Consider the following 21,545-nt stretch of genomic DNA (forward strand, 5'->3'; position numbering starts at 1 on the left):
AGGCGGTATTTGTTTTGCTCTTAGCTCCTCGGGTACAACTCCGTAAGCAAAATTAAATGCAGATACAGCTCACACCTTCTCCCCTTCCACCAGCGCCCCACCCATCAGCCGCACGGCCCACAACGCCAGCAAGGTCGCCACCAAATCTTCGAGTCCCAGCCCCGCCCAGATCAGTTGATCGGAAAACTTGGGCATCGGCACAAAGCCCGTCGGCGGCCAGATATTCGTGACGGTGATGGCGACGCCGAGCATGGCCGACAAGTTGAGCCACGTCATCAAACGGGCGCGGCCGGTGGTGTCGGCAGGACTCGCGAACAGCACCGCGCTGACAGTGTAGAGTGCCAGCCCCGCCGCGATGCCACCGCCCCAAACCACGAACAGCAGCAGCACAGCAATTGGGTTGGCCGTATCTCCTGCGCCGCTCAAAATCGCCACCACAGTGAGCAGCCACACGGCGGCCCGCAGCGCAATCAGCCACGGATAGGTCAGGCGGAACACGCGCAGGCGGGCGTCGGTGAGCTTGGCTGTTTCGCCGCGCAGAAAGTTGCCCAAGAGCACCGTCCAGAGGGCCAGGCTGATAGTGGCCAGCACCACGTCCAGCGAGCCGAGCAGCAGATCTGCGCCAGTTTTGCGAAAAGCGTCGTAAATGCCGTAGATAACCAAGGTGACGACTTGCAGCCACAGCGCGGTGAGGGCAGCGCGGCGAGCGGTGGGCGCATTGACAGCTTTCACACGCCGAGTTTTTGTTGGAGCAGTTGACGCACTACGTCCGGTTTGGCCTGACCGCCCAACGCTTTCATCACGGGGCCGAACAAGGCATTCATGGCTTTGGCATTCCCGGCCTTCACCTTGGCGACGGTGGCGGGGTCGGCCTGCATGGCGGCGTCGATGGCCGCTTCAATTGCGCCGGTATCCGACACGACTATCAGCCCGCGCTCCTGCACCAGCGCAGCGGGGTCAAGGCCAGTCATCACGTCGGGCAGCAGATCTTTGGCCATTTTGCCGCTGAGGGTTCCGGCGTCGATCAAGCCAACCAGTGACGCGAGGTGAGCGGGTTGCAGCGGCGTGTCTTTGAGGCTCTGCTCACGGGCGGCCAAGTATCCGGCCACGTCTGTCAACAGCCAGTTGGTGAGCTTTTGTGCATCCAAGGGTTGGGCGTCGGCTCCTGGCTTGAGCGCTTCGTCCAGAAAGCGGCTCTGCGCCGCGTCCATGCTCAGCAGCTCAGCGTCGGCAGTACGGATGCCCAGCGCCAAATAGCGCTCCAACTTCTGCGCGGGGAGTTCCGGCATTCTTGAGCGCACCGCCTCGATCATTTCGGGCGTGATGTTGAGCGGTGGTAGATCCGGCTCGGGGAAGTAGCGGTAATCGGCCTCCCCCTCTTTGGTTCGCATCACGAAGGTTTTCTGGCCGCCCTCATCCCAGCCCATGGTGTCTTGGGTGATGGTGCCGCCACCGCTGAGCACCCGCGTTTGGCGAGCAATTTCGTACTCCAGCGAGCGCTGCACACTCCGAAACGAGTTGAGGTTCTTGACTTCCACTTTGGTGCCCCACGGCTCACCGGCTTTGTGAAGGCTCACGTTCACGTCGCAGCGCATCTTGCCTTCCTCGGGGTTGGCCTCGCTGACGCCGAGCGACTGGGCAATTGCCCGAATCTGGTTCAGAAATTCGCGGGCCTGTTCGGGGGTGGTGAGGTCGGCTTCCGTGACCATTTCGATCAGCGGCATTCCGGCGCGGTTGAGGTCAAGCAGGCTGTACGGCGCGTAGGCCGGGTGCATCAGCTTTCCGGCGTCGTCTTCGAGGTGGGCGCGGTTGATACGGATGCGCTTTCCATTCACGTCTAAAAAGCCGTCGCGGGCAATCGGGCGGTCATACTGCGAGAGCTGGAAATTTTTGGGGGCGTCAGGATAAAAGTAGTTTTTGCGGTGAAACTGGGTAAAGCCCGACACGTCGCAGCCCAGCGCCAGCCCGAACATGATCGCCAGGTTGACCGCCTCACGGTTGAGGGTTGGTAGCGTGCCGGGCAGCCCCAGCGTAAAGGGATCAATGAAAGTGTTGGGGTCTTTGCCGAAGTAGTCGGTGCTGCACGCACTAAAAATCTTGGTGCGGGTGTTCAGATGCAGGTGAACTTCTAAGCCGATGACGGTTTGGTACATGGGCTGAGTATAAAGACTGGGGCAGGAGCAAAGCGGGCCGCACAGCACCAAAACTCATGGCTGCACAACCAGACTTCGGTTACACTCTGGCGGTGCACTCTTACAAAATGGTTCTTCTGCTCAGCCTGCTCACATCCTCTGCGCTGGCCGGAAGCGCCGCCACACCCGCTCCTGTCGTGCAGCCGCAGCAAGCAGGAAAAGTCTTGCAGCAGCTCACCCCCAACGAGCGCGAACTCCTGCTGTCTTCGGCCAATCTGGGTGACGACTCAGGATTTTTGCCCGGGCAATTGACGCCAAAACTGCCGTTTACTTTGCCTACCTTACCCAGTCAACGCATCGTGGGCAGCATCGTGCGCGGCCCACAAGACATTCAGGTGTATTTGAAAAGTGGCGGGCCTTTTCTGGAGGTGCGCGACCGTTTGAGCGCAGCGCTTAAACAGCAAGGCTGGATCAAAAAATATCCGAGCGGCCCCAATCTCCAAGCCTTTGTCAGCGACGCTCCAAGTAGTACCGACACGAGCTTTTTTGGCGGTGTACCCTATTGCAAGCCGGAAGTGAAAGGAAATTTGAACATCAACGCTTACAGCGCGGGATCAGAGGTAAGTATCAGCTTGATCTTTGGCTCCGACTACAACAACGGCAGTTGCCCACAAGGCAGCTCCTCTACTCCAGACAATTTTTATAGCCGCCAAGACAGCTATGCTCCTGCCGAAACCAGTTGGTCGCTGCCCGAACTCGCCCCACTCCCCAAGACCGAAGTGGAGCAAATCAATACCAGCTACGGCGGCAGCGAAAGCAGTGTAGTCGCGACCCTCTACGCGCCGCAGACGACCGAAGCGCTGTTCAGCCACTACGTTACGGCCCTGAGAGCAGCGGGTTGGACGCTGACCGGCCAAGTCGCCAACCCTTCAGCCGCAGGCGGCGAGGAGCGCTTGGCCCTCTTTCGGCTGACCTTCAAAGGCAAAAACTTGCAAGGCATCTTGCAGCTCAAAGCAAGGCCCGCCAAAGGCAGGAACGGCAAACAGCGCTTTGACGTGAAGTTGGCGACGAACTAAACCAGCCTTAAACCAAAGCCGCTTCCCGCTCCGCCAACTGCCGCGCAATCTCCGCCACCGCCTGCTCGGCATGAATACGCCCGTTTTCAATAAACACCTGATTGGTTTTGCCCGCGTAGCCCGCCGAACCCGCCACGAACAGGCCCGCCACGCTGCTCTCGTGCTGCCCGCTCAACACCAAGCACTGATCAGGCTGGGTCGCCAAGTCGAGGTCTTCCAAGAAAGCCAGCTTGGGGCGGTAGCCGGTCAGGGCGAAGGTGAAATGGGTCGCAAGCTGCTCGGTGGTGCCGTTCTGGTGCTGCACCAGCACATAGTCGGGGTGAATTTCCACCACCTGCGAATTGAACTGAGCGGCGATGCTGCCGGCTTTGATGCGGTTTTCGAGGTCGGGGCGCACCCAGTATTTGATGGTGCTTTTGAGTTCGGGAGCACGCACCACTATCGTCACGTTCGCGCCGTTGCGCCACAAATCGAGGGCGGCGTCGGCGGCGCTGTTGCCCGCGCCAATCACGGTGACGTTCAGCTTCCAAAAGGGGTGGCCCTCGGTGTAGTAGTGGCTGACATTCTCGGCGTCCTCACCCGCAATGCCGAGGTGCAGCGGGTTGTCGTAGTAGCCGGTGGCAACGATGACGCGCCGGGCTTCCAGCAGATTCATGTCACCATCTTGATTTTCCACTTCCAGCGTGAATCCGGCGGGCGCGGCGTGCACTTTGACCACTTCGCTGTACTGGCGGATATTCAAGTTCTCGCGCTGGGCGACCAGGCGGTAATACATCAGCGCGTCTTTGCGGTCAGGCTTGTCGTGGCCCGTGACCATCGGGTGTCCGCCGATCTCCAGTTCAGGAGCAGTGGTAAAAAAAGTCATGTAGGTGGGGTAATCAAAAATGGCGTTGACCACGCAGCCTTTGTCCAGCACGACGTAACTGAGTCCAGCCCGCTTGCAGGCGATAGCGGCGGCCAGGCCGACCGGCCCTGCGCCCACAATGGCAACGTCAATCAGAGAGTTTTGGGTGTTGTGAATGTCTGGCTTCATGCCCAAAATTGTGCCACGCGGCGGCAATCTGAAGGGTAGCCGAGTTCATGAACGGGGCTTGTCTGTTGAAAAAGTGAACAGCCGCTCCAGCTCAATCTCTGGGCTTAGACTCTAGGCAGCATGTTCCAAACCCGTCTCAGTCATACCCATTTTGCCTTTGCCGACACCCGCGAACTGCTGGGCCGCGCTTCGGCGCAGAAATCCGGCGACGAGTTGGCGGGGTTGGCGGCCCGCAACGCTCAGGAACGCGAAGCCGCCCGCGCTCTGCTGGTCGATGTGCCGCTGCTGGCCTTGCTGAACGAGCCGCTGATTCCCTACGAAAGCGATGAAATCACCCGCTTGATTGTGGACAGCCACGACGCCCTCGCCTTCGCGCCCATCGCGGGCCTGAGCGTTGGCGAGTTGCGCGACTGGCTGCTGTCGGCCACACCCAAGCAACTCATATCGTTGCGCGGCGGCCTGACGCCCGAGATGGTCTCGGCAGTCTGCAAACTGATGCGGAATCAGGATCTGATGCTCGTTGCCAGCCGCTGCGAGGTCGTGACCCGTTTCCGCAACACCCTCGGTTTGCGCGGCCACTTTTCGACGCGGCTGCAACCCAACCACCCCACCGATGACCCCAGAGGCGTGCTGGCGTCTACCCTCGACGGCTTGATGTTCGGCGCGGGCGACGCGGTGATCGGCATCAACCCCGCGCTCGACAACGTGGACGCCTGCACGACCCTGCTGCACCTGCTCGATGAACTGCGCCAGACGCTGGGTATTCCCACCCAGACCTGCGTGCTGACCCACGTCACCAACACCTTGCAGGCCATCGAGCGCGGCGCTCCGGTGGACTTGGTGTTTCAGAGCATCGCCGGAACGCAGGCGGCCAACAAGGGCTTTGGGATTGATCTGGCCCTGCTGGACGAAGCGCACGCCGCCGCCCTGAGTCTGGGGCGCGGCAGCGTGTTTGCAAACGGAAGTCGGGGCCAAAATGTCATGTACTTTGAAACCGGACAGGGCAGTGCGCTCAGCGCAGGAGCGCATCACGGCCTCGATCAGCAGACTTGCGAGGTGCGTGCTTACGCGGTGGCGAGGCGGTACGCGCCGCTGCTGGTCAATACGGTGGTGGGCTTTATCGGCCCCGAATACCTCTACGACGGCAAGCAGATCATCCGTGCGGGCCTGGAAGACCACTGCGCGGGCAAGCTGATGGGCCTACCGATGGGCTGCGACGTGTGTTACACCAACCACGCCGAGGCCGATCAGGACGACATGGATGTGCTGCTGACCTTGCTGGCCGCGTCAGGCGTCAACTTCGTGATGGGCGTGCCGGGAGGCGACGACATCATGCTCAATTACCAGAGCACCAGCTTTCACGACGCCTGGTATGTGCGCTCACTGCTGGGCCGCCCGCCCGCGCCGGAGTTCGCCGCTTGGCTGGAGCAGATGGGCCTGACCGAGCGCGGCCAGCTCAGCTTGCCCAGAGCCGGAACACCGCTGCGGGCCGCTCTGCATGAGTTGGGTGCGTGAGCAACGACCTGACCGAGCAGACCCCCTGGCAAGCCCTCCGCGCTTTTACCGAAGCCCGCATCGCTTTGGGCCGTGCCGGAACATCATTGCCGACCCGCGAAGTCCTGAAGTTTAATCAGGCGCACGCCGCCGCCCGTGACGCGGTGTGGACGGAGGCCGACTTTGCGCCGCTGCACTCTCAGTGGCCTGACGCACTAGAAATTCGGTCACAAGCCTCAAACCGCGCCGAGTATTTGCGCCGCCCAGATTTAGGAAGGGCTCTCCACCCTCATTCCAAAGCTGTTTTGCAAGCCCTCGGACCACCTACGCCGGAGGTGCTCATCGTAGTAGGCGACGGGCTGAGCGCTGCCGCACTGGAACATGCTCCCGCACTGCTGAGCGCCCTCCTGCCGTTGCTGGGTGGTTTACCGACCCGTTTGCTGCTGGCCCACCAATGCCGCGTCGCTCTGGCCGACGAAGCGGGCGAATTGCTGGGGTCGGGATGCAGTTTGATGATTCTGGGCGAGCGGCCCGGCCTGAGCAGCGCCGACAGCCTAGGCGCATACCTGACCTTCGCACCCCGCCTTGGGCGGCAGGACAGCGAGCGCAATTGTGTTTCCAACATCCGGCCCGGCGGCCTGAGCATGGGCGCGGCGGCACATAAGATCGCTTTTTTGCTGCGGGAGAGCTTGCGCCGGCAGCTCAGCGGGGTGCAGTTGAAAGATGAAACGGGCAGAGACGAACTCTGCAAAGACGAAAGCGCTAAGGTCATCAGCAATGAATCCCCGCTTTGACGCCCTCTTTAAGCAGGTGGTGGCCGAGCATGGGCGTTTCGGGCACCCCGCCCACCTGCATCTGGCCTGGCTGCTGCTAGAAGAAACCGGAGCGCTCGGAGCGCTGGCCGCCTTCAACGCCGGACTGCTGGCACTGGCGCAGTCGCTGAAGCTCACCGACAAATACAACGCCACCCTGACCACCGCCTTCTTTTTTCTGGTGCTGGAGCGCCGCGTGGCAGGCCAAACGTGGACAGACTTCGCCGCCCAACATTCTGATTTGCTGGACTGGCAGCAGCGGGAAAGGTTTCTTGGCCCTTTTTACGACCTCTCTGAACTCGGCTCGGCGGCCGCTCGGCAAAACTTCTTGATGCCGCACTTGCCACCAAAGGACTTGCTCCTAGAGGAAAAGCCATGAGCTTGACGCTGCCCACGCTCCACACTGCCCGCCTGACGGTGCGCCCGCTGAACTTGGCGGACGTGCCTGCCTTCACCGCCTACCACAATGACCCCGAAGTGGCGCTGTACCAGAGTTGGGACATGCCTTACCCGCTGGCGAGGGCCGAGGCGCTGGCCCGAGAGATACAGGTGCTGACTTCCGAGTGGGCCACGCTGACACTTGAGGGAGAAGGCGGGGTGGTGCTGGGCAATCTCAGTGTGCGCCGTACTTCGCACCGCACGGCGGAAGTCGGCTTTACTTTGGCCCGTGCTGAGTGGGGGCGCGGCTACGCTCATGAGGGGCTCACCGCGCTGCTGGGTTGGCTGTTTGAAGACAAAAGCGCAGGTGGGGCCGACCTTCACCGCGTTCACGCCAGCCTCGACCCGCGCAATGCCCGCAGCGCCGCACTCCTTACACGGGCCAACTTCAGGTTTGAAGGGTGCAGCCTCGCGGCTTACTGGCACCGCCAAAGCTGGACAGATGACGCCCATTACGCCATGCTGCAAAGTGAATGGCACACCCAGCAGGAGCACCCCGATCATGACTAAACCCCGCATCTTCATTGACGGCGAGGCGGGCACCACTGGCCTACAAATCCGCGCCCGCTTGGAGGGCCGCCATGATCTGGAGCTGCTGAGCATCGATCCAGCCCGCCGCAAAGACCCCGAGGCCCGCCGCGAACTGCTCAACGCCGCCGACGTGGCGGTGCTGTGCCTCCACGACGATCTGGCCCGCGAAGCGGTGGCCCTGATCGACAACCCCCACACGCGGGTGCTGGACGCTTCCAGCGCTCACCGCGTCACGAAAGGCTGGGTCTACGGCTTTCCCGAGCTGACGGCTGGGCAGCCGGAGGCTATTCGCGAGGCCCGCTTGGTCAGCAATGTGGGCTGCTACGCCAGCGCTGCCATCGCCCTATTGCGCCCGCTGACCGACGTGGGACTTCTACCGCCCGAGTACCCGGTGAGCGTGCAGGGCTTTTCTGGCTACAGCGGCGGTGGGCGGGCTTTGGTGGACGCCAACGAGCAGGGCAGCGAGCATCCGATGGCCGGGCCATTCAAGAGCTACGCGCTGAACCTCAGCCACAAGCATTTGTCGGAAATGGCCGAGTACGGCGGCCTGAGTGCCGCGCCGCTGTTTACCCCCCATGTCGGCGGCTGGCGGCAGGGAATGTTGCTGCAAATTCCGCTGCATTTGGGCGCTCTGGGCGTCAGCACTGATCAACTCAGAGACGCACTCAGTAAGCATTACGCCGGGCAGCGGTTCGTCTCGGTGGTTCCCGAAGACCAGAACCCGGCCATTCTCGATCCGCAAGTCCTCAACGGCACCAATAAAATGGAGCTGTTCGTGTATGCCAACCCAGACGGCACTCAGGCGCTGCTGGTTTCGCGCTTGGACAACCTCGGCAAGGGAGCCAGCGGCGCGGCGGCGCAGAACCTGGATGTGATGCTGAGCTTGGAAAGCGCCGACCAAGACTATGCGGTAGCGGAAGGGCAGTAAGTCTGACCGTCAAAGCGCGGTGTCTGAAAGCACAGAGTGAGTGGTTTAGGCGGCTCACTACGCTCTGCAACTCCGTGAGCTAGACTGCACTCAGCTTCACAATTCAGGAGGGCCAACATGGCGGGAAAGTTTGTGTTGAAACGTTCGGGCGCGGCCAGTGACGGCTTCATGTTCAACTTGCAGGCCGGAAACGGCCAAGTGGTGCTGACCAGTGAGCGCTACGAGGCCAAAGCCAGCGCCGTCGGCGGCATCGAGTCGGTCAAGGCCAATGCTGCCCACCCTGAGCGCTTTGAGTTGCGTCAGGGCAGCAAAGAGCCGTATTTCGTGCTGAAGGCCGCCAACGGGCAGGTCATTGGCGTGGGCGAGCATTACTCATCTGACAGTGCCGCGCAAGAAGGCATGGCCGCAGTGACGCGGGCCGCTGACGGAGCCGAGACGGATGACCAGACCTAAGCACCGGGCGGCGTAAATCAAAAAAAGCCCCACCACACGGGCAGGGCCAGAAAAGACAGTTTTTAGCTCAGTAAAACTTGGCGACGCGCTCGACGCTGTGGCGGTGGTGCGGGAAGCCGTCTTCGGCGCGTTTGCCGATGGGCAGCAGTCCGGCAAACTGCACATGCTCCGGCAGGCCCAGCAGTTCCTTGACCTTATCGGGCTGGAAACCGAGCATCGGCACGGTGTCGTAGCCGAGGCTGCGGGCCGCCAGCATCAGGAAGCCGAAGGCGATGTTGGCCTGCGACAGGCCCCACTGACCGCGCTGGGCCGTATCCTGGCTCCCGAACGCGCCGTCGAGCGTCTTGCGCTGGCCCGCACGCCCCTCTTCACCCATACCGGGATGGGCGGTTTCCTCGGCGGTGTTCATGGTGTTTTCCATATCGCTGTAGACCACGATCACGGCGGGCGCGTTGGTCACCTGCGGTTGTCCGTAGGCGGCGGCCTGCAACTGCTCTTTGAGTTCCGGCGTCTGCACCACCGCAAAGCGCCAGGTCTGCACATTCCAGGCGCTCGGCGCGAGAGTGGCCAGGCGAATAATTTCGTGCAAATCACCTTGATCCATCGGCTCCTGCACGAACTTGCGGATGCTGCGGCGGGTTTCGATGGCTTCTTTAAGAGTAGAGGCTTTGATGCTGGCGGGCTGAGTCATGGTTGCGGTCATGACGCTACATTAGATCAACCAGTTTGAAAAGTCAAGCACTGTGGAGTGCCTACCAATTTGCTGCCAGAAGGCGTGTATACTTCTGAGTATGATACAAGAACAGCACGGTACGTTTTGTCCGGTCTACCGGGCCATCGGCGTGTTGCAAGAAAAGTGGGTGCTGCATATCGTGCGCTCACTGCTGGGCGGCCCCAAAGGCTTTAACGAGCTGTCGCGGGCCATCGGCGGTTGCAACAGCGCCACGCTGACGCAGCGCTTGGAAGGTCTGGAGCATCTGGGCATCATCAGCAAAGCCACCGACCAAGAAGCGCAGGGCAAACTCGCCCGCAGCATTTACACCCTCACTCCAGCGGGCCAAGAGTTGCAGCAAGTCATTGACGCCATCGGCAACTGGGCAGAAGCACATCTCAGCGAAGAAGTGATCAAGACGCCCTGCGCGGGTTGAATCAGGTTCGCATTTCTCAAAATAAGACAGCAAAAGACCGACTGAGCCGCTGAAGTGGAGTATTTCGCACAGCGGCGCTTTGCTGTCTGCGCTAAAGACCACCCATCACTGACGCTTCCCCAGTCCCCGCCTATACTGCTCTAATGACCCTCCTTGACATGATCGGGCCGGTGATGATCGGGCCGAGCAGCAGCCACACCGCCGGAGCTTGCCGAATTGGGCAAGTGGCGCGGCAACTGCTGGGCCAAATTCCCACACACGCCGAAATCGGCCTGCATGCCAGTTTCGCCAAAACCGGCAAAGGGCACGGCACCCACTTCGCCCTGATCGCCGGGCTGCTCGGCTACGCGCCGGACGACGCCCGTTTGCCGCGTGCCTTTGAGGAAGCCGCCAGCGCCGATCTGGTTTTCAACTTTGAAACGGCGGATCTGGGCGACGTGCATCCCAACTCGGCGCGGATCACCGTCAGCGGCAACGGCCAGACGGTGACGGTACTCGGCTCCAGCACTGGGGGCGGCGTGATTGAGATTGTCCGGGTGGACGGCTTTAAGGTCAGCTTTTCCGGCGGGGCCTTTACCCTGCTGACCCGCTACCACGACGCGGTGGGCGTGATCGCCAAAATCGCGGGGCTGCTGGCCGCCGACCAGGTCAACATCGCCGCGCTGACCTGTGACCGCGACAAACGCGGCGGCAACGCCATGCTGTGCGTGGAGCTCGATCAGTCGTTGGGTGAGGCGGCGCAAAAATTTCTGCTGAGCTGGCCGGGGATGGACTGGGTGCGGATGGTGCGGCCAGTGATGGACGCCGGGATCGTTGCGCCCGTGCTGCTGGGGACGACAGCGTGACCTTAGACGAGATTCTGAATGCGCCTTCGCCCGCCTCACAGTGGGTGCTGGACAGTGACTGCGCCGAGAACGGCCTGAGTCCGGCCATCGTCAAAGAAGCCATGCGCTCGCGGATTGCCGAGATGCGCGACAGCGTGGAGCGCGGGCTGGCCTCCGCCGCGCCGAGCATCACCGGCATGGTCGGCTGGAACGCCAAGGGGCTGTGGGACGCGCCGGACGTGCTGCAAGCGCCGCTGCTGAGGCGGGTGCAGGCTTACGCGATGGCCGTCAACGAGGAAAATGCCCGAATGGGCCGGATTGTCGCCGCGCCGACAGCGGGCAGCGCCGGAACCATTCCGGGGGCGCTGCTGGGCGTGGCCGATCATTTAAAGATTTCGGATGACGACTTGGTGATGCCGATGGTGCTGGCGGCGGGCGTGGGCAAAGCCATCAGCAAGCAGATGTTTATCAGCGGCGCGGCGGGCGGCTGTCAAGCGGAAATCGGTTCGAGCGCGGCCATGGCGGCGGCGGCCGTCACCGAGCTGCTGGGCGGGTCTTCACGCGCCTGCGTCCACGCGGCGGCGATGGCCTTGATGAACACCATCGGGCTGGTCTGCGATCCGGTGGGCGGCTATGTGGAGGTGCCGTGTGTGTCGCGCAACGCCTTTTTTGCCGTTCACGCGGTCAGCTCGGCGCAGTTGGCGCTCAGCAACTTAGAGAGCTTTATTCCACCCGACGAAGTGATCTCGGCAATGGCGCAGGTCGGGCGGATGATGCCTTTGGAGTTGCGCGAAACAGCGGAAGGTGGGCTGGCGCAAACGCCGACGGGCTTGGCGGTTACGGCGAGGATGGAAGGGAAGTAGGCAGAGGGCACTCAAGGCGCTCTATGTTACGGCGCTCTTAAATCCCCAGCAGTTGCCTGAGTTCGGCGTGCGAGTTGACCACGCGCTCGGCTCCAGCTTCCAGCAGGGCATCGGCATCCACTTGATGCCCGCCGCCCGCGAAGCCCCAGCCGGTTGCGCCCGCGCTGAGGCCCGCTGCCAGGCCCGACAAGCTATCTTCCACCACGACGCAGCGCTGAATGTCGACGCCCAGTTGCTCAGCGGCGTGCAAGTACAGATCCGGCAACGGCTTGCCCAGCCCACTGACAGTGGACGGGTCGTAAGCGTGAGCGCCGAGCAACTCCGCCAAGCCAGTGGCCTTCAGCTTGAGTTGCAACTTGTCGCGGGTGCTGTTGCTGGCCACCGCGAACGGCACGCCCGCCGCTTTCAGGGCTTTCAAAATCTGCTGTGCGCCGGGCACTTCCTCCACCTTCGCAAACGCTTCGGCCAGCCGCTGGGTCAGGGCATGCTCGAATTCGGGAGTGCGCTTCCAAGCGTGATCGCGCTCCAAACTGGCGTAGAGGTTGGACGCCGTGTGGCCGACCGCCCGCGCCATGTAATCGCCGTGATCCAGAGTGAGGCCGTAATCACCGAGGGTTTGCACCCAGACCTGCCCCGAAACCACTTCGCTGTCGACCAACACACCATCCATATCAAAAAGAACTGCATCAAAGATCATGTGGCCAGTCTAGGTGAACGAAGCTGACAGCCTGCCCACCGTAAACCGTCAGCGGCGAGGAATCCGGCAAGCTGACCACCACTTCTCCCCCGCTCAGCTCGGCGGCGGCGCTCAGCAGCGGAGCGTCCACCGCTTCGTCCAGTGTGCCCCACAAATGTGCTGCGCCGGCTTGCCACAGCAGTGCTCCCACCGCCTCACTGCCCGCGTAAGCCAGCAACAACACAGCCTCAGGTGAGCTTTCTAACCGCGCCGCCAGATGCCGCGAGATCGGGGTGGCCCACTCCGGTTGTCCGTGCGCTTCGGCCAGTACCGCCGCCCAGCGCGGCAGGTGCAGGCGCGAGGTTTGCTCGACCTGAATGGCGCTGGGCACAGGCAGCACCTGAAAAGTGCCTACCCGCAGATGCCCCGCTTCGCCGCTGTCTCCCCGCACAGCCCGCAGCGCAGGCACGCCGTATTCGCTGGCCCAAGTGCGGGCGGCGCTGAGCGTCACTTCGTCCAAGTCGTCTGCCGCATACAAAGCGTTCGCGCCGAGCAGATTCACGCTCGGCGACAACAGCGACTCCCCTGCGGGCCAGCCATGCGAATACAGGGCCAGCGGACGGAAGTAACTCAGCAGACTTTGGAGCGCGGGCGACAAATCGGGAGAATGGGGCATCTCCTCAGGCTAACTTGAATCCGGTTGCCAACACAGCGCCCCAGTCCATTGCAGCAGACTGGGGCGCTTGTTGATGGAGCGGATTCAGTCCATCGCGGTGGCGAGCGACAACTCCGACTGCGTTACGTCCGCGCCGAGGCCCCGCAGGCGCTCAGCGAAGCGCTCATAGCCCCGGTTGATGTACTGCATCCCGTCGATGATGGTGTCGCCCTCGGCGGCGAGTGCGGCCACGATGAGCGCCCCGCCCGCACGGATGTCGGCGGCCTTGACCGGTGCGCCATGAACCCGCCCGCCCTGAATAATCTGGGTGTGTTCGCTGACCTGAATCCGTGCGCCCATCCGGTTGAGCTCGACCACGTGCGTCAGGCGGTCAGGATAAATTTTGTCCACGACGATGCTGGTGCCGGGCACGGTGGCCAGCAGGGCGCTCATCTGCGGCTGCACGTCGGTGGGAAAGCCCGGAAACTCAAGGGCGGTGACGCTGATGGGCTTTAAGGCGGCGCGGGTGGCGTCCACGGTAATAAAATCGCCGGATTCCAAAATGCTGACGCCCATCTCCGTGAGTTTCATGCTGACGGCCCGCAGGTGGGCAGGCCGCACGCCAGTCAGGGTGATGTGGCTGCGGGTGGCGGCGGCGGCCAGCATGATGGTCCCGGCCTCGATGCGGTCAGGAATGATGGTGTATTCGCCGCCGCGCAGCGAGCCGACGCCCTGCACGGTGATGGTGTTGGTGCCCGCGCCGCGAATGTCCGCGCCCAGCGAGTTGAGGAAATTGATCATGTCCACCACATCGGTGTCGATGCTGGCATTTTCCAAGATGATTTGGCCGCTGCCCAGCACCCCCGCCAAAATGGCGTTTTGGGTCGCGCCCACCGTCAGCATCTCGAAGACGTAGGAGCCGCTCAGCGGACGGGTTCGCAGCGCCGCGAAATTGCCGCCCTCTTCGTCCATCTCGATGCCCAGCGCCCGAAAGGCTTTGACGTGCTGATCGACTGGCCGGTAGCCGAAGGCGCAGCCGCCGGGCATACTTACGGTGGCTTCTCCAGCGCGGGCAATGAGTGAACCCATCACGATGAAGCTGGCCCGCATTTTGCTGACCAGCGCGTAAGGCGCGGTGGTGTTGAGAATTTCGGGGGTGTGCAAGGTCACGCTGTTGGGGCCGACCCAAGCGTGCTGAGCGCCGAGGTGGCCCACGATATCCAAGATGGTGTAGATATCAGAAAGGCGCGGAATCCCGTGCAACGTCACCGGTTCACGGCTCAGCAGCGCCGCGACGATAATCGGCAGCGCTGCATTTTTGCTGGGTTGAACCGCGAATTCGCCGCTGAGGGTGCGGCCACCGGTGATATGCAGAGGAGTTACTTGCAGCATGGATGTGTCCTTTTTGACGGCGCAGGGGCCGGAGATAAGTCAGGGTAAAGTCGAGCTTGAAGCGGCGCAGAGAAAGAAGGAAAGCAATCTTGAGTTTGCTCCGTCCGCATTTCCCTGTTGCATCTTACACACCTTACTCACTGTGAGTCCAGTAGTGGTGTGAAGATGGCCGCTGCGCCGTCCAGACAACTTGCCGAGATGTCCCGGCCCTTAAGCTTTTCTGAAGGCGGTGTTTGAGCCCGAACCGTTGCTCAGCGCTATGGACTGAGTGAAGACTGATCATTCTCCGCTGATTTGTAAGGCTCTGGAAAGGGAGCCAATTTAAACTGCATCTCAAGATGACCTTTAGCTGCGACTGCGAACACCTCGATTCTGCTGCCCTCAGCGGCGATTGGCTGTAGTTCAGCTCGTCCGGGCACGTCACCAGGCGGCTGACTTGGTTGTGCGGGGCGGCCCAGCGGCACACCAGCGGCCCCGGTTGGCACTTCACAGGCAGCGCCGAGCAGTTGAGCGCCCGATTCGGGGCCATCTTGGAAGCGCTCAAATCCAGCGAATGGGCGCAGGTACAAGTCTTGCCGGTGCGGGATGGTCAGCCCGTTTACTGGCAAGCCATGACGTTGCCGAAGTGGCTGACACGTGCTCAAACCACTTGGTTTCCAGAAGCTCTCTCTCACCTGAAGGTGGCTTTTCAGCCGGTATTTGATCTCAGGAGCGGCGCAGTCTTCGGATTTGAAGCCCTGATTCGCGCCCAAGTCGGGCAGCAGCTTTACGGCGCGGGAGAACTCCTGGGCGCGGCCCCAGCGCACGGCGGCCTGCACCTGTTTGACCGGCAGGCCCGGCAAGCGGCGATTCGGCAAGGCGCGGCGCTGACTCAGAGCGGCCACCTGCTGATCAACTTTATGCCGGGCGTGGTGTATGACCCCGAAGTTTGTTTGAACACCACCTTCGCCGTTTGCCGGGAAAGCGGCATTGATCCGGCGCGGCTCATTTTTGAAGTGGTGGAAACCGAGCATTTCCCCGATTTGGACTTGCTCCGCAGTGTGCTGGGACGCTACCGCCGCGAGGGAATGCAGGTGGCCCTCGACGACCTAGGTGCGGGGCAAAGCAGTTTGGTCTATCTGGAAGCTTTGCGCCCCGACATCGTTAAACTTGATAAAAGCCTGATGATCGGCATTACGTCCGACGACCCACGCACGGCTTTGGTGGGAGCGCTGATTCGCTACGCCCACGAACTCGGCGTGCAGGTGGTGGCCGAGGGACTGGAAACCGCCGCCGAACTCGCCGCCGCTACTGCACTGGGAGCCGATTTGGGGCAGGGCTACGGTTTGAGCCGTCCCACCTTCGAGCGCAACCTCGTCACTGAAGCGGCCGCCTGCCAGCAGATTCAGGCGCAGGGAAAACCCTCCAAACACAGCACCGGTTTGGGAACCGCCGCGCTTTCCATTACGCCTCCAACATAAGCGCTATCATCGGGCCATGACCGCCGCTCAACCAGCCAACGCCACCGCACTCAGCCTTCTCAAATCGGTGTGGGGCTACGATCAGTTCCGGGGCGTGCAGGCCGACATCGTGCGGGCGGTGACCAACGGCGAAAACGCGCTGGTGCTGATGCCCACCGGTGGCGGCAAGAGCTTGTGCTATCAGGTGCCGAGCTTGCTGCGGCGCGGGGTGGGCGTGGTGGTGAGCCCGCTGATCGCCCTGATGAAAGACCAGGTAGACGCCCTGCGCCAAAACGGAGTGCGGGCCGCTTACCTCAACAGCAGCCTGAGCTTGCAGGGCGTGCGCGAGGTGGAAGCCGCGCTGATGGCCGGCGAGCTTGATTTGCTGTATGTCGCGCCGGAGCGCCTGCTGATGCCGCGCATGCTGGAGCTGCTCGAACAAGCAGAAGTCGCTCTCTTTGCCGTTGACGAGGCGCACTGTGTCAGTCAGTGGGGGCACGATTTCCGGCCCGAATATCAGGGGTTGGGCGTGCTGCAAGAGCGCTTCCCGGCACTGCCGCGTCTGGCCCTGACCGCCACCGCCGACGAGCGCACCCGCGCCGATATCATTCAGGTGCTGGGCCTGCAAGGTGCCCACCTGTTTGTCAGCAGCTTCGACCGGCCCAATATCCAGTACCGCATTCAGCAAAAAGGAGTGGGCAAGGCTGGCCCCAAGTCTGAATTGCTGGCCTTCATTCAGGCCGAGCACCCCAAGGAAGCGGGCATCGTCTACTGCCTGTCGCGCAAAAGTGTGGAAGAAACCGCCGAGTGGCTGAGCAGGCAAGGAGTCGAAGCCTTGCCGTACCACGCCGGACTCGCGCCGCGTGAGCGCAACTCGGCTCAGGAAAGGTTCCTGCAAGAAGAAGGCCTGATCGTGGTCGCCACCGTCGCCTTCGGGATGGGTATCGACAAATCCAATGTGCGCTTCGTGGCGCACCTCGATTTGCCCAAAAGCATGGAAGGCTACTACCAGGAAACCGGACGCGCCGGACGCGACGGCCTGCCCAGCACCGCTTGGATGACCTACGGCCTGGCGGACGTGGTCAACGTGCGCCGGATGCTGGCCCAGAGCGACGCGCCGGAGCACATCAAGCGGGTGGAGGCCAGCAAACTCGACGCGCTGTTGGCTTACTGTGAAACCGCAACGTGCCGCCGACAGGTGCTGCTGACCTATTTTGGCGAAGACTTGGCCGAGCCGTGCGGCAACTGCGACACCTGCCTGAGCCCACCTCAGACCTTTGACGCCACCAAGCCCGCGCAGATGGCGCTCTCGGCGGCGATCCGCACCGGCAACCGCTTCGGCGCGGCGCACCTGACTGACGTGCTGCTGGGCAATCTCACCGAGCGGGTCAGCGGGCTGGGCCACCACCAGTTGCCCACTTTCGGCGTCGGCAAAGCGCTGCCGGAGCGGGCCTGGCGCAACATCATCCGGCAATTGGTGGCGCTGGGCTACCTCACCACCGACGCCGCCGGCCACGGCTCACTGATCGCCTCAGGCAAGTCGCGTCCCCTGCTGAAAGGCGAGCAGACCTTGTGGCTGCGCGAAGAAATGCTGACCACACCCAGCAAAGCAAAGAAGGATCGCCGCAACTCTGCGCCCGTCAGTGCTGGAGTCGGCGGCTTGTTTGAAGCGCTGCGTGCGCTGCGTCTCAAGCTCTCCCGCGAAGGCGAGGTGCCGCCCTACGTGATTTTTCACGACGCCACCCTCAGAGAAATGGCCGAGCGCCGCCCGACTTCGCTGGCGGTGCTGGGCACCATCGGCGGTGTCGGCACCCGCAAACTGACGCAGTACGGTGAGGCGTTCTTGGAGGTGCTGCGCAGCGATGTTGCGCCCGTTGAAGAACTGGGCGCGAAGCAGAACAATGCCTTGCTGAGTATTTTGAACCGCAAGCCAGACAGTGAAACTGGGCCGAGCGCCGCCCTGCCTGCGGGCCGCTTGTTCTCGCAGACGGTAGCAGGAAATACTCCCGACTCAGGCGTGGCCGAGCGGCTGCGCGAACTGCGGCGCACACTGGCCAAGGAGCGTGACATCAGCGCCTTTTTGATTTTTCCGAATGCCACGCTGGACGTACTGGCCGAGCGCCAGCCGCGCAGCGTGGCCGAACTCCACGGCCTAGCAGGCATGGGCGAAAAGCGCATCGACGCTTACGGCGAGCAGATCGTGGCGGCGATTTTGGGTTCAGTGGACGGTTGAGCGCCGCACTGGACTTTTCCCGCTGAGCCGCTAGGATACCTGAGGAACAAAGTCAACCCAACGTCTCAGCGCGGCTGACCACTGCTTTTTGGTGGGCTTGCCGTTTCGGCGTACCGGAAGTTGGCAGGGGGGAATACATGAACGAACGGCGGACATCAAGCGGCGTTTCTTTCGAATCTGGGCGGAGGACTGCACGGCCTGCCAAGGCGCTCTTTATAGGTCTGGCGCTCGCACTGGGAGCTTGTGCCCAGCCCGGCCCCGGCACCGACCCCAAGCCGGAAAACCGCGAACTGGGCGAGAACGTCAAGGTCTTTGATCCCAGCATGTCCACCGCCGACATTCAGGCGGCGGTGGACGCTGTCAAGGCCCAGCAGCTCAACGCCGAGTTTGGCAATGGCCGCTACGCCCTGTTTTTCAAGCCCGGCACTTACGGCACGCCCGACAAGCCGCTGCTCATCGATGTCGGTTACTACACCGAGGTCGTGGGCCTGGGCCGCACGCCGAATGACGTGGTCATCAACGGCCACGTCAATGTCTACAACCGCTGCTTGGAGACCGGCACTGACGGCAACCCCAGCAACTGCATCGCTTTAGACAACTTCTGGCGCTCAGCGTCCAACATGACCATCAAGGTGGCGGGCGGCGAAGGCTGTCAGGCGGCCACCAATTTCTGGGCAGTCTCGCAGGCCGCTCCGCTGCGGCGCATGAATGTGGTGGGCAAATTCAGCCTCATGGATTACTGCTCGGCTGGCCCGCAGTACGCCAGCGGCGGCTTTATTGCCGATTCCAGATTCAGCGGAACTGACGCGGTGGTCAACGGCTCACAGCAGCAGTTCTATATCCGCAACAGCGAAGTTCCCGGCTGGTCGAACGGCGTTTGGAATCAGGTGTTTTCCGGCGTCACGGGAGCGCCCACCACCAATTTCGGCACGCTTTCCAGCGACGGCAAAACGCTGGGCACCTACACCACGCTGCTCAGTACGCCCGTCTCGCGGGAGAAGCCGTACTTGTACCTGGACAGCAGTGGGGCGTATCAGGTGTACGTGCCGGCCACCCGGCAAAACACCAGCGGCGTGAGCTGGGGCAGCGGCGCGGAAAGTGATGGGCGCAGCCTGCCGCTGACTTCCTTCTTCATCGCCCGGCCCACCGACAGCGCGGCGGCGATCAACGCGGCGCTGTCGGGCGGGCGCAATGTGCTGTTTACACCGGGCATCTATACCGTCAGCCAGAGCATTCAAATCACCAAGGCCAATACCGTCGTGCTGGGACTGGGCCTCGCCACCCTGACGACCCAAAACGGAGCCGTGCCGATGAGGGTCGCTGACGTGGACGGTGTTGACATTGCCGGACTGACCTTTGACGCCGGAGCTGTGAACTCGCCCACGCTGCTCAAAATCGGCACCACCAGCACGGGTGGCTCGATCACCAATCCGGTGGCGCTGCACGATGTGTTCTTCCGCATCGGCGGGCCGCACCTCGGCAAGGCCAGCAACAGCCTAGAAGTCAACCGCTCCGGTACGCTGCTCGATCACCTGTGGGTCTGGCGGGCCGATCACGGTACGGGCGTGGGCTGGGACAGCAACACCGCCGACCACGGCGTGATCGTCAACGGCAACGATGTCACCGCCACCGGCTTATTTGTCGAGCATTTCCAGAAAGAAGAAGTCCTCTGGAACGGTGAGCGCGGCAAGACCATTTTCTTCCAAAACGAAATGCCGTATGACCCACCCAATCAGGCCGCTTGGAAAAATGGCCCCGCGCTGGGCTACGCCGCCTACAAAGTGGCCGACTCAGTGCAAAACCACGAAGGCTGGGGCATGGGCAGCTACATTTTCATGAATGTCGATCCCAGCGTTCACGCCAGCACCGCCTTCAGTGTGCCGCTCAGTGCCGGCGTCAAGCTCCACAGCCTCCTGACGGTGCAGCTCAACAAAGGCATGGGCATCATCGACCACGTGGTTAACCAGATGGGCGATCCCGTGACTGGCGACGCCGCCACCGGCAAGCCTGCCGGAACCCCCAGCATGGTCATCAACTTCCCCTGAATCTGTTCTGAAAAAAGCGTGGCCCGCCCCAGATGGATGGCGGGCCGCGCTTTTTGGTGACTGCGGTGGGAACACCCCGAATCGGAGACTTATCCTCAGGCCATGACGCTTATCACTGGCCTTGACCACATCCAGATTGAAGCGCCGGCTGGCTGCGAGGACGCCGCCCGCACTTTTTTCGGCGGATTTCTGGGCTTGCCGGAACTGCAAAAGCCCCCCGTATTGGCCGCACGCGGCGGCGTCTGGTTCGCCTTGCCCGACGGACGGCAACTGCATATCGGCGTGACGAAGGACTTTGTGGCGCGGGAAAAAGGCCACCCCGCTCTGCGCTGCACCGACTTGGACACTTTCACGCGGCAGGCGACAGCGTTCGGTGTCCCGGTTCAGACCGACACCGAACTGGCTCCGCTGCGGCGGGTCTTTTTGACCGATCCTTGGGGCAACCGCTTGGAAGTGGTGGAGCGGCCCACCTGAGCGCAGAGCCACCCAACCGACAAAGCGGCTGAGCCGAGCGCTTTAGAATGCTCGGCATGACTTTATCCGAACAACCCAATAAACCCCGCGAGATCAGCCGCGACGAATTGGTGGCCTGGCTGGGCGATTACCTCCAGATCAGCGCTTTCAAAGACCCCAGCTTAAACGGCCTGCAAATTGAAGGTGCGCCCATGATTCGCCGGATTGCCGCCAGCGTGGACACCAGCGCCCGCAGCCTGCAAGACGCCGCCGACAGCGGAGCCGACCTGCTGCTGGTGCATCACGGCCTGTTTTGGGGCCAGCCGCTCGCCGTGACCGGCCCGCACGCCCGCCGCCTCCAGATTGCCCTGAGTGCGGGGCTCAATCTCTACGCCGCGCATATTCCGCTGGACGCCCACCCCGAAGTCGGCAACAACGCCATGATCGCGAGCGCCCTGAGCGTGCAAAATTTGGAGCCGTTCGGCGAGTGGGCCGGCGGCAAAATCGGGCTGGCCGGCGACTTGCCGTTTACCCAGACCCTGCAAGACTTCGCTGACCGGGTGCAAAAGCTGACCGGCGAAATCTGCCTCGTTCACGGCGGCGGCTCGCCCAACGTGGAGCGGCTGGGCATTCTCAGCGGCAGCGGAGCCGGAAGTATTGCCGAGGCCGCCGCGATGGGCTTAGACACCGTGCTGACCGGCGAACCCGAACACAAATACTTCCACGACGGCTTCGAGTACGGCGTGAACGTGCTGTATGCCGGACACTACGAAACTGAAGTCTTCGGGGTGCGGGCCTTGGCCGCCAAAATTGAAGACGAATTTGGGATTCCGTGGCAGTTCTTGCACCTTCCAACGGGGCTTTGAGAGTGGAAAAACAGCTGGCGGTTGACGTTTTAGAAGCGGAACTCAACTCCCTCT

22 protein-coding genes are annotated in these 21,545 nt (G+C 62.3%); 15 read left to right on the plus strand and 7 right to left on the minus strand.

Features of this window, described 5'->3' with window-relative positions:
* Positions 1-69: 69 nt before the first annotated feature.
* Together EHF33_RS06095 and gatB are read right to left on the minus strand one after the other, a co-directional pair.
* On the minus strand, positions 70-732 hold the full coding sequence (locus EHF33_RS06095) for a hypothetical protein (protein WP_124868842.1): 663 nt from the start codon (positions 730-732) through the stop codon (positions 70-72).
* Positions 729-2,153, minus strand: coding sequence for an Asp-tRNA(Asn)/Glu-tRNA(Gln) amidotransferase subunit GatB (gatB, locus tag EHF33_RS06100; RefSeq protein WP_124868845.1), 1,425 nt, complete (start codon positions 2,151-2,153; stop codon positions 729-731). Before gatB ends, EHF33_RS06095 begins: the two co-directional genes overlap by 4 nt.
* A gap of 92 nt (positions 2,154-2,245) precedes the next feature.
* Between gatB and EHF33_RS06105 the strand changes: the two genes are divergently transcribed.
* On the plus strand, positions 2,246-3,208 hold the full coding sequence (locus EHF33_RS06105; protein WP_124868848.1) for a hypothetical protein: 963 nt from the start codon (positions 2,246-2,248) through the stop codon (positions 3,206-3,208).
* Between the two features lie 7 nt (positions 3,209-3,215).
* Here EHF33_RS06105 and EHF33_RS06110 read toward each other — a convergent pair whose 3' ends face one another.
* Complete coding sequence (locus EHF33_RS06110; protein ID WP_124868851.1) at positions 3,216-4,241, minus strand: YpdA family putative bacillithiol disulfide reductase; 1,026 nt, start codon at positions 4,239-4,241, stop codon at positions 3,216-3,218.
* A gap of 120 nt (positions 4,242-4,361) precedes the next feature.
* Between EHF33_RS06110 and EHF33_RS06115 the strand changes: the two genes are divergently transcribed.
* The 6 genes from EHF33_RS06115 to EHF33_RS06140 all read left to right on the plus strand — a co-directional run bounded on the left by EHF33_RS06115 (position 4,362) and on the right by EHF33_RS06140 (position 8,897).
* Positions 4,362-5,756 carry an ethanolamine ammonia-lyase subunit EutB gene (locus EHF33_RS06115; RefSeq protein WP_124868854.1) on the plus strand — a complete coding sequence of 465 codons (1,395 nt, stop codon included), beginning with the start codon at positions 4,362-4,364 and terminating at the stop codon, positions 5,754-5,756.
* Complete coding sequence (gene eutC / locus EHF33_RS06120) at positions 5,753-6,529, plus strand: ethanolamine ammonia-lyase subunit EutC (protein WP_124868857.1); 777 nt, start codon at positions 5,753-5,755, stop codon at positions 6,527-6,529. Before EHF33_RS06115 ends, eutC begins: the two co-directional genes overlap by 4 nt.
* The gene (locus tag EHF33_RS06125; RefSeq protein WP_124868861.1) at positions 6,513-6,926 is read left to right on the plus strand and encodes a hypothetical protein; all 414 of its coding nucleotides are present in this window, start codon (positions 6,513-6,515) and stop codon (positions 6,924-6,926) included. The genes eutC and EHF33_RS06125 overlap by 17 nt, the downstream gene beginning before the upstream one ends.
* A complete protein-coding gene (locus tag EHF33_RS06130) occupies positions 6,923-7,495 on the plus strand; it encodes a GNAT family N-acetyltransferase (protein ID WP_124868865.1) in 573 nt (190 codons plus the stop codon). Before EHF33_RS06125 ends, EHF33_RS06130 begins: the two co-directional genes overlap by 4 nt.
* The gene (argC, locus tag EHF33_RS06135) at positions 7,488-8,444 is read left to right on the plus strand and encodes an N-acetyl-gamma-glutamyl-phosphate reductase (RefSeq protein ID WP_124868867.1); all 957 of its coding nucleotides are present in this window, start codon (positions 7,488-7,490) and stop codon (positions 8,442-8,444) included. The genes EHF33_RS06130 and argC overlap by 8 nt, the downstream gene beginning before the upstream one ends.
* Positions 8,445-8,561: 117 nt before the next feature.
* A complete protein-coding gene (locus EHF33_RS06140; RefSeq protein WP_124868870.1) occupies positions 8,562-8,897 on the plus strand; it encodes a YegP family protein in 336 nt (111 codons plus the stop codon).
* A gap of 67 nt (positions 8,898-8,964) precedes the next feature.
* On the opposite strand, the gene EHF33_RS06145 is transcribed toward EHF33_RS06140, so the two are convergent.
* Positions 8,965-9,600, minus strand: coding sequence for a nitroreductase family protein (locus EHF33_RS06145; protein ID WP_124868873.1), 636 nt, complete (start codon positions 9,598-9,600; stop codon positions 8,965-8,967).
* Between the two features lie 88 nt (positions 9,601-9,688).
* On the opposite strand from EHF33_RS06145, the gene EHF33_RS06150 reads away from it, so the two are divergent.
* From EHF33_RS06150 to EHF33_RS06160, 3 genes are all read left to right on the plus strand, one after another.
* On the plus strand, positions 9,689-10,045 hold the full coding sequence (locus tag EHF33_RS06150) for a winged helix-turn-helix transcriptional regulator (protein WP_124868877.1): 357 nt from the start codon (positions 9,689-9,691) through the stop codon (positions 10,043-10,045).
* 143 nt (positions 10,046-10,188) lie between these two features.
* The gene (gene sdaAB, locus EHF33_RS06155) at positions 10,189-10,890 is read left to right on the plus strand and encodes an L-serine ammonia-lyase, iron-sulfur-dependent subunit beta (protein ID WP_124868879.1); all 702 of its coding nucleotides are present in this window, start codon (positions 10,189-10,191) and stop codon (positions 10,888-10,890) included.
* The gene (locus EHF33_RS06160; RefSeq protein WP_164473424.1) at positions 10,887-11,732 is read left to right on the plus strand and encodes an L-serine ammonia-lyase, iron-sulfur-dependent, subunit alpha; all 846 of its coding nucleotides are present in this window, start codon (positions 10,887-10,889) and stop codon (positions 11,730-11,732) included. The genes sdaAB and EHF33_RS06160 overlap by 4 nt, the downstream gene beginning before the upstream one ends.
* A 37-nt stretch (positions 11,733-11,769) precedes the next feature.
* On the opposite strand, the gene EHF33_RS06165 is transcribed toward EHF33_RS06160, so the two are convergent.
* The 3 genes from EHF33_RS06165 to murA form a co-directional block, all read right to left on the minus strand.
* Complete coding sequence (locus EHF33_RS06165; protein ID WP_124868884.1) at positions 11,770-12,429, minus strand: HAD family hydrolase; 660 nt, start codon at positions 12,427-12,429, stop codon at positions 11,770-11,772.
* A complete protein-coding gene (locus tag EHF33_RS06170; protein WP_124868887.1) occupies positions 12,419-13,084 on the minus strand; it encodes a hypothetical protein in 666 nt (221 codons plus the stop codon). The genes EHF33_RS06165 and EHF33_RS06170 overlap by 11 nt, the downstream gene beginning before the upstream one ends.
* 84 nt (positions 13,085-13,168) lie before the next feature.
* Positions 13,169-14,452 (minus strand): UDP-N-acetylglucosamine 1-carboxyvinyltransferase, encoded by a 1,284-nt coding sequence (gene murA / locus EHF33_RS06175; protein WP_124872897.1) that lies wholly within the window; start codon positions 14,450-14,452, stop codon positions 13,169-13,171.
* Between the two features lie 443 nt (positions 14,453-14,895).
* Here murA and EHF33_RS06180 point away from each other — a divergent pair, with 443 nt between their 5' ends.
* From EHF33_RS06180 to EHF33_RS06200, 5 genes are all read left to right on the plus strand, one after another.
* Positions 14,896-15,915, plus strand: coding sequence for an EAL domain-containing protein (locus tag EHF33_RS06180; protein ID WP_241191287.1), 1,020 nt, complete (start codon positions 14,896-14,898; stop codon positions 15,913-15,915).
* A gap of 16 nt (positions 15,916-15,931) precedes the next feature.
* A complete protein-coding gene (gene recQ / locus EHF33_RS06185) occupies positions 15,932-18,127 on the plus strand; it encodes a DNA helicase RecQ (RefSeq protein WP_124868891.1) in 2,196 nt (731 codons plus the stop codon).
* A 137-nt stretch (positions 18,128-18,264) separates the two neighbouring features.
* Entirely contained in the window at positions 18,265-20,172 is a 1,908-nt protein-coding gene (locus EHF33_RS06190; RefSeq protein ID WP_124868894.1) for a glycosyl hydrolase family 28-related protein, read from the plus strand.
* A gap of 102 nt (positions 20,173-20,274) precedes the next feature.
* Positions 20,275-20,646, plus strand: coding sequence for a VOC family protein (locus EHF33_RS06195; protein ID WP_124868897.1), 372 nt, complete (start codon positions 20,275-20,277; stop codon positions 20,644-20,646).
* Between the two features lie 56 nt (positions 20,647-20,702).
* Positions 20,703-21,491, plus strand: a complete 789-nt coding sequence (locus tag EHF33_RS06200) for a Nif3-like dinuclear metal center hexameric protein (RefSeq protein ID WP_241191288.1) — start codon at positions 20,703-20,705, stop codon at positions 21,489-21,491.
* Positions 21,492-21,545 lie beyond the last annotated feature (54 nt).

This window comes from Deinococcus psychrotolerans (genome assembly GCF_003860465.1).
Taxonomy (GTDB): domain Bacteria; phylum Deinococcota; class Deinococci; order Deinococcales; family Deinococcaceae; genus Deinococcus; species Deinococcus psychrotolerans.